Consider the following 729-nt stretch of genomic DNA (forward strand, 5'->3'; position numbering starts at 1 on the left):
AGCCATGCGATTAAATATACTTACGACGCAGAAGGCAAACTTACGAAAGTTACCTATCCAACGAAAAAAGATGGGGTAAGAAGCCTTTCTTATCATTACACCAGCGACGGCTGGCTGTCTGTGATCAAAGCAGATGTATATAAAGGAAGTGATGTAAAAGAAGCAACTGTGCGGACTTATGCTTATGACAGCTATGGAAAAGTAACAGAGATCAAGGATTACCGAAATCTCTTATCGGATGGTGATAAGGCAGTCAAAAAGACCTATACCTATGATTCTTTTGACCGTGTGGCAAAGATGGTCTACACAGATTTGGAACATCCAGAAACAGTTATGGAGTCCTATGCCTACTCCTATGATAAAAATTCCAACATTGTAGAAAAGACGCAGGTAAACAACTATCCTCAAAAGGATGAAGAAAAGGTCAATGAGACAAAGCACTATACTTATGATTCTCTGGGAAGGCTTGTAAAGACGGTTACGACAGATCACAGGAAAGACGACAGCAAACAGACCGTGACCTATACGTATGATAAGGTTGGAAATCGTCTGGCTGAAGACAAAGGGGATACGAAGACCACCTACGATTATAATGGACTGGATCAGGTGAAAACTTCGACCACATGGAAAGATGGTACCGTACAAGAGAATAAGCAGTATGTCTATGACAAGAACGGAAATGAGATCGGACAGACCAATGGAACAACAGGGGAGATCCTTTACCGTACC

1 protein-coding gene is annotated in these 729 nt (G+C 41.7%); it reads left to right on the forward strand.

Features of this window, described 5'->3' with window-relative positions; translation table 11 throughout:
- A partial coding sequence (locus tag CI597_RS18245; protein WP_198959588.1) for a hypothetical protein occupies window positions 1-729 on the forward strand: 729 nt, incomplete at both ends.

The organism is Anaerostipes hominis (ex Lee et al. 2021) (assembly GCF_002270485.1).
Lineage (GTDB): Bacteria > Bacillota > Clostridia > Lachnospirales > Lachnospiraceae > Anaerostipes > Anaerostipes hominis.